Raw genomic sequence first — 6,969 nt, forward strand, 5'->3', positions numbered from 1 at the left:
GTTGGCATCACACACCACACTAAATAAAGAGCTTATTATGTTGAATAATAAAAAGACTAAATTTGCAATTTCTCTCATAGCGGCAGCTATGGCTACATCGGCTCCAGCACAGGCTGATATTTCTGAATATTTAGATCGCGTTGACGTAGACTTTTTACTAATGCAAAACTTTCAGTCAATTCAAGCTAAAGACGGCGCATTTCGTCCAGAAGATGAAGAACAAGAATCAGGATTTGGCCGTATTAGAGCTAATCTAATGCTTAAATTTCATATTAACGAGTTCATCACTGCCGATATAGATATTGCAGAAGAGCCTAATGACTTTGGTGGCGAAGATCGTGACTTTTCATTTCACAACGATTTTGCAGGTGTTGAATTTGACTTACTAGGTCTATATGGCACACCAAAAGAAAACGCAAATTTAACACTGCGTTTGGGTAATATTGGTGGCTCACCATTTCAATTTAAAGGTTTTCAAGACGGCGCAGATAACCAAAATAATGCACTTATTGGTAATGGTATTACCGATTACGCAACCGCAGAAAACGGCGCACAGCTAAGTTACAGCGAAACTTTCGATAGTGGTGTAGTACGTGCTTATAATGTTACAGGTCACATTACGACTTCAAGTTTCGGTGAAGCGTTTCAAGAAGACAGAGGTTATAACTACCGACTTCAAGGTACTCTAGAATTTGAAGGTGGCTTTAAAGCAGGCTTAAACTTATTAAAAGCGAATCAAGGCGACCAGTTACGTTTTGAAAACGGCGTAGCCAGTCTTGATGGTGTAACCACAACAAACTATCGCTTTGGCGATGGTGAAAACTATAATTTTTCAGCGTCACCTTCAAACGAGCGTGACACTCACGTTGGCGCAATGCCAGGGCTTGAGCAATCAATCATCCAGCTTAATTTAGCTTATCAACCATCTGACGAAACAAGCCTAATCTTTATGGTTGGTAAATCATCTGATGATTACACATTTGCAGATGCCGCTGGTAATGCAGTTGCCGGTATTACCTACTTTGGTACAAACGGCATAGCTGATGAAAATGGCACTACTTTTGATTCAAACAGTGTAATAGAAGGGGACTCATCGGTTGAGTACTTCGTGTTTGAAGCACAACAATATCTAATCCCTAAAAAGCTATATGTAGCGGCTCGTTATTCAGAAGCCGAAAACACTTCCGACTTAATTGAACAAACAGACAACACAGTAGAGCGTATTCAAGTAGCCGCAGGTTACTGGTTTAACGATAAAACGCTTTTAAAAGTTGAGTATGTTAACCAAGAAGAAGGTGTTAATTCGGGCGGCCAAATCGGTAAAGGATTTGACGGCTTCACTTCTGAAATATCTGTTAAATTTTAAGTCATTATCCAACTAGTCTAACTATTTATACAAAGGACCTAAAAAGCACTTTGCGGGCAGTTTTATGCGTTAAAACTGCCATAAATAGAATTGGCAATAGATTGAAATTTAATAGCACTTATTAAAACATAACGTGTATGGGGAATACCCGATGAAAAATAAATTAATTATGCTCGCGTGTGGCTTTATAAGCATGGGCTCTGCGGCAAAAGAAATAATTACAATAGCGACTGTTAACAACGGTGACATGATCACCATGAAAGAATTAAGTAGTGACTTTACCAGCCAAAACCCTGATATAGATCTAAAATGGGTCACTCTAGAGGAAAACATTCTTCGCCAACGTGTCACTACCGATGTAGCAACAAAAGGCGGACAATACGATGTTATGACCATAGGTACTTATGAAGTACCAATTTGGGGCAAACAAAATTGGCTAAAAGAGCTGGATAATTTAGGTGAAAACTACGATTTAGACGATTTAATCCCAGCAATTCGAAGTGGTTTAACGATTAACGACAAGCTTTATGCTGCACCATTTTATGGTGAAAGTTCAATGGTTATGTACCGCACTGATTTAATGGAAAAAGCGGGGCTGACAATGCCTAAAGCCCCAACATGGGACTTTATACGCAAAGCTGCTAAAGCGATGACCAATAAAAAAGAAGGTGTTTATGGCCTTTGTCTACGTGGTAAAGCAGGTTGGGGCGAAAACGTTGCGCTTATTACATCAATGGCTAATTCGTTTGGTGCTCGTTGGTTTGATGAAAACTGGAAGCCACAGTTTAATACCCCAGAGTGGGATAATACCCTTCAGTATTATGTAGATGTGATGAAAGAATCTGGTCCTGCTGGTTCATCTGCAAACGGTTTTAACGAAAACCTTGCACTCTTTCAAACCGGAAAATGTGGTATTTGGATTGATGCAACCGTTGCAGGCGCATTTGTTACCAACAAAAAAGACTCAGAAGTTGCCGATAAAGTAGGGTTTGCACTTGCGCCAGATAACGGTCTAGGTAAACGCGGTAACTGGTTATGGTCTTGGACTTTAGCCGTGCCGGCAAGCAGCAAAAAACCAGATGCCGCAATGAAATTTATTAGCTGGGCAACATCTAAAGAATACACTCAACTTGTAGCCGACAAAAAAGGTTGGGCAAAAGTACCGCCAGGTACACGTAAATCACTTTACAGTAATCAAAAGTACATGGACGCAGCACCGTTTGCACAAATTACCTTAGATTCTATTCAATCTGCAGATCCTAAAAATCCAACCGTTAAACCGGTGCCTTATGTAGGTATTCAGTTTGTTGCTATTCCTGAGTTTCAAGGAATTGGTACAGCTGTTGGGCAACAATTTTCAGCAGCATTAACTGGCCAAATGACCGTTAAGCAAGCGCTTAGTACGTCTCAGCACCTTGTTGAGCGAACAATGCGTAAAGCTCGCTATCCAAAATAGCATGTAATGGGCGGGTAAGTACTCAAACTTACCCAATATTTTATGTCAATTCTGTTTACTTGTTAGTTATAAACACTATCAAGGGTTTCTGATTTACACTTGATAGTTAACAAGTAAATAGAATTGGCTTTTTTAAGGTCACCTTTATGGCAACAACTAACTCGCGCACGCTTGCTCGGTTTATGCTTCTTCCTAGTGTAATTTTATTACTTGCTTGGATGATAGTTCCACTGTGTATGACACTGTATTTTTCATTTATTGATTACAACTTACTCGTTCCAGGTGATAAAGAGTTTGTAGGCTTTTTAAACTATGAGTTTTTTCTAACTGATCCGGCTTTTTTTGAATCATTTTTTAACACGCTTTACCTAGTAACTGGGGTTTTACTTATCACTATTTGTGGTGGTATTGGCTTAGCTATTTTACTAGACCAAGCAATATGGGGACGAAATTACGTTCGCATTATGGTACTAGCCCCATTTTTTGTAATGCCAACTGTGTCGGCATTGGTATGGAAAAACATGCTAATGAACCCAGTTAATGGCTTATTTGCACACTTTGCAATTTGGCTTGGCTTTGAACCTATCGACTTTTTTGCTCAAATGCCATTATTTTCAATCATCATTATTGTGTCTTGGCAGTGGTTACCGTTTGCAGCATTAATACTGCTAACAGCAATACAATCACTCGACCGTGAGCAATTAGAAGCGGCTGATTTGGACGGAGCTGGCCCATTTAGTAAGTTTTTTTACATCGTTTTACCGCACTTATCGCGCGCTGTAACTGCGGTTATATTAATCGAAACTATATTTTTACTGTCAATTTTTGCTGAAATATTAGTCACAACTAGTGGCGGTCCTGGTTATTCGTCAACCAATATAACGTACTTAATTTATACGCAATCGCTACTTCAGTTTGATGTAGGCGGCGGTTCGGCAGGGGGCATAGTTGCAGTTATTATTGCAAATATAGTCGCTATATTTTTAATGCGCTTAATTGGCAAAAACTTGGAGGGTTAATTATGACTATAAAAGATAGCCGTCGTTCCAAACTAATTTATACCATTGCTGCATGGACAATAAGCGGCATGATTTTCTTTCCAATTTTATGGACGTTAATCACCAGCTTTAAAACGGAAGCCGAAGCAATATCAGCAAGCCCAAGCTTATATGCATTTGATTGGACGCTCGAAAATTACCGAGATGTACTGTCGCGCTCGCCATACTTTACCCATTTTTGGAACTCTGTGGTTATATCGCTAGGTTCAAGTTTACTGGGGTTATTAATTGCGGTACCTGCTGCTTGGTCTATGGCTTTTGTACAAACTAAAAAAACAAAGCATTTATTAATGTGGATGCTTTCTACCAAAATGTTACCGCCAGTAGGGGTACTTATTCCGATTTATTTATTGTTTCGAGACTTCGCATTACTCGATACAAAATTAGGTTTAGTAATTGTAATGACACTCATTAACTTACCAATAATGGTATGGATGTTGTACACCTACTTTAGAGAAATACCAAACGAAATACTTGAAGCTTCACGTATGGATGGCGCAACAATTGGAGAAGAAATATTTCATGTTTTATTACCAATAGCCTTACCGGGTATAGCCTCAACGCTATTGTTAAATGTAATTTTGTCATGGAACGAAGCTTTTTGGACACTTATTTTAACCGCTGCAAATGCTGCACCTTTAACGGCATTTATTGCCAGTTACTCAAGCCCTGAGGGGTTATTTTACGCTAAGTTATCGGCAGCATCTGCCATGGCCATTGTGCCAATTTTAATACTTGGTTGGTTTAGTCAAAAACAATTAGTGCGTGGATTAAGTTTCGGCGCAGTAAAATAGGAGAATACACATGGGCAGCATCACACTAAAACAAGTCACTAAAAACTTTGATGAAGTTAACGTAATTAAACCACTCGACTTAGAAATTAAAGACGGTGAGTTTATCGTATTTGTTGGGCCATCAGGCTGTGGTAAATCTACATTACTTCGTATGATCGCAGGGCTTGAAGATACCACCAGTGGTAATATAGAAATTGATGGCATTGACGCTACAAAAACACCGCCTGCAAAAAGAGGCTTAGCAATGGTGTTTCAATCTTACGCGTTGTATCCGCATATGACCGTGCGTAACAATATTGCTTTTCCTTTAAAAAGAGCCAAGGTTAGCCCTGCAGAAATCGAAAGTAAAATTGCTAATGCCGCTAAAATACTTAATTTGACCGATTATTTAGACCGAAAGCCTGGGCAATTGTCGGGCGGTCAGCGCCAGCGTGTAGCGATAGGGCGCGCAATTGTACGTCAGCCTTCGGCATTTTTATTTGACGAACCACTTTCAAATCTTGATGCATCATTACGTGTAAATATGCGTTTAGAAATATCTGAATTACATAAAAGTTTAGCTACAACAATGATTTATGTTACACACGATCAGGTTGAAGCCATGACAATGGCAGATAGAATCGCGGTATTTAATGCCGGTATTATTGAACAAGTAGGCACACCTTTAGAGCTTTATAAAAACCCTGTAAACAAATTTGTAGCTGGTTTTATTGGTTCGCCAAAAATGAATTTTATAGATGCTCCACAAAATGAAGATGCGAATGTTAGCTGTATTGGTATACGACCAGAGCATATAACACTCTCTACTGAGCAAGGTACTTGGGCTGGAACTGTAGGTGTAATTGAGCATTTAGGATCGGAGAGCTTTTTACATATAAATATTGAAGGCAAAGGGACCGTAACAGTAAAAGCAGATGGTGATTGCCCATTAAAATATGGCGACAGTATTTACCTAAGCGCACCAGCAGATAAAGTATTAAAGTTTGATAATAACGGTTTAACTATTCGCTAAAGCCAATTTTTAATTACCTTAAATAGCACCTTTATAAGGGTGCTATTAACTAAATTCTAATTACATAATCCTATGAAACCTAGGTATTTTTTATTAAGGAATGGTATATTTACAATTATAAATAACAAAAACGTTATTGATAAATAGATATTCCAAAATTAATAAAATAATTTATATAGCAGCACATATAATTAAAATTATGTAATGAAAATAAGGATTTAGTTTTCCTTCTATTTTAAGAGGTTTACGTGGTAAAGCTATCAAATACAGAAATTAGAAAGCTAGATGATGCAGCCAGAGCAGGGTGGTTATATTATGTTGGCGGTAACACACAAGATGAAATTGCTAAAAAGCTAAATATATCTCGTCAATCTGCACAAAGAATGGTCGCATTATCTGTGAGCCAAGGATTAATTAAAGTTAGACTTGACCACCCGATTGCTAAATGTATGGATTTGGCCGAAAAATTAAAAAGCCGTTTTGGGTTAGATTCGTGCGAAGTTGTACCGAGCGATCCGTCTGAACCATCGTCTACATTAGGTTTGGCTCAAGCTGGCGCGGCTGAAATAGAACGTCATTTAAAATCAGAACAACCCAAAGTACTTGCTATGGGAACCGGTCGAGTTTTACGTTCATGTGTAGATGAGCTAAGAACTGTTGATTGTCCGCAACATAAAATTGTAGCAATGCTAGGTAATATGGCTTTGGATGGATCGGCTTCACCTTATGATGTTGTAGTAAGAATGGCCGAACACACCAATGCAAAACATTACCCAATGCCATTACCAGTTTTACCAAGAAGTATTGAAGAAAAAGAACAGTTACATGCACAACAAAATATTACCGGTAATTTAAAACTCGCTAAAGATGCCGATGTAACATTTGTGGGTATTGGTAGCTTAGGTGAAAAATCGCCATTACATATAGATGGTTTTATTGATGCGCAAGAACTTAAAGAGTTACAAGATCTTGGTGCCGTTGGTGAAATGATTAGTTGGGTGTTTGATAAAAACGGTAAGCTTTTAGATTGCACAGTTAATCAGCGTGTAGCAAGTACGCCATTAAAAACAAATGCTAAAAAACAGATTTATGCGATAGCTGCTGGTGAAGAAAAAGTGTTAGCCATTTTGGGCGCAGTAAGGTCAAACATGATCAGTGGATTAATTACTAACGAATATACAGCTGAGCGTTTATTAAGTATTGATTAAACAAATTGATAAATAAAGTATCTGTATTAGTAATACCTGTTATTGTAATAAAATCACTTAATGTCCGATACCGTC

Annotated in this window: 6 protein-coding genes; all 6 read left to right on the forward strand. The window is 38.3% G+C overall.

Annotated features, from left to right (window positions below; all coding sequences use genetic code 11):
* The first annotated feature begins 37 nt into the window (after positions 1–37).
* The 6 genes from CXF76_RS00050 (at position 38) to CXF76_RS00075 (ending at position 6,894) form a co-directional block, all read left to right on the forward strand.
* Entirely contained in the window at positions 38–1,366 is a 1,329-nt protein-coding gene (locus CXF76_RS00050) for a hypothetical protein (RefSeq protein WP_101162739.1), read from the forward strand.
* Positions 1,367–1,517: 151 nt separating this feature from the next.
* On the forward strand, positions 1,518–2,822 hold the full coding sequence (locus CXF76_RS00055; protein WP_101162737.1) for an ABC transporter substrate-binding protein: 1,305 nt from the start codon (positions 1,518–1,520) through the stop codon (positions 2,820–2,822).
* A gap of 146 nt (positions 2,823–2,968) precedes the next feature.
* Entirely contained in the window at positions 2,969–3,841 is an 873-nt protein-coding gene (locus CXF76_RS00060; protein WP_002960879.1) for a carbohydrate ABC transporter permease, read from the forward strand.
* Between the two features lie 2 nt (positions 3,842–3,843).
* Positions 3,844–4,674: a carbohydrate ABC transporter permease gene (locus CXF76_RS00065; RefSeq protein ID WP_024589367.1), complete on the forward strand. Its 831-nt coding sequence runs from the start codon at positions 3,844–3,846 to the stop codon at positions 4,672–4,674.
* Between the two features lie 10 nt (positions 4,675–4,684).
* Positions 4,685–5,686, forward strand: a complete 1,002-nt coding sequence (locus CXF76_RS00070) for an ABC transporter ATP-binding protein (RefSeq protein WP_007377154.1) — start codon at positions 4,685–4,687, stop codon at positions 5,684–5,686.
* Between the two features lie 248 nt (positions 5,687–5,934).
* A complete protein-coding gene (locus CXF76_RS00075; protein ID WP_101162738.1) occupies positions 5,935–6,894 on the forward strand; it encodes a sugar-binding transcriptional regulator in 960 nt (319 codons plus the stop codon).
* The last annotated feature ends 75 nt before the right edge of the window (positions 6,895–6,969 follow it).

Origin of the sequence: Pseudoalteromonas sp. 78C3 (assembly GCF_002836695.1) — a bacterium.
GTDB classification, from domain to species: domain Bacteria; phylum Pseudomonadota; class Gammaproteobacteria; order Enterobacterales; family Alteromonadaceae; genus Pseudoalteromonas; species Pseudoalteromonas arctica.

What these genes read in the sequence shown, in the direction of transcription:
- CXF76_RS00050 (WP_101162739.1), top strand. Translation starts at nt 38, where the DNA reads ATGTTGAATAATAAAAAGACTAAATTTGCAATTTCTCTCATAGCGGCA.
- CXF76_RS00065 (WP_024589367.1), top strand. Translation starts at nt 3,844, where the DNA reads ATGACTATAAAAGATAGCCGTCGTTCCAAACTAATTTATACCATTGCT.
- CXF76_RS00060 (WP_002960879.1), top strand. Translation starts at nt 2,969, where the DNA reads ATGGCAACAACTAACTCGCGCACGCTTGCTCGGTTTATGCTTCTTCCT.
- CXF76_RS00055 (WP_101162737.1), top strand. Translation starts at nt 1,518, where the DNA reads ATGAAAAATAAATTAATTATGCTCGCGTGTGGCTTTATAAGCATGGGC.
- CXF76_RS00070 (WP_007377154.1), top strand. Translation starts at nt 4,685, where the DNA reads ATGGGCAGCATCACACTAAAACAAGTCACTAAAAACTTTGATGAAGTT.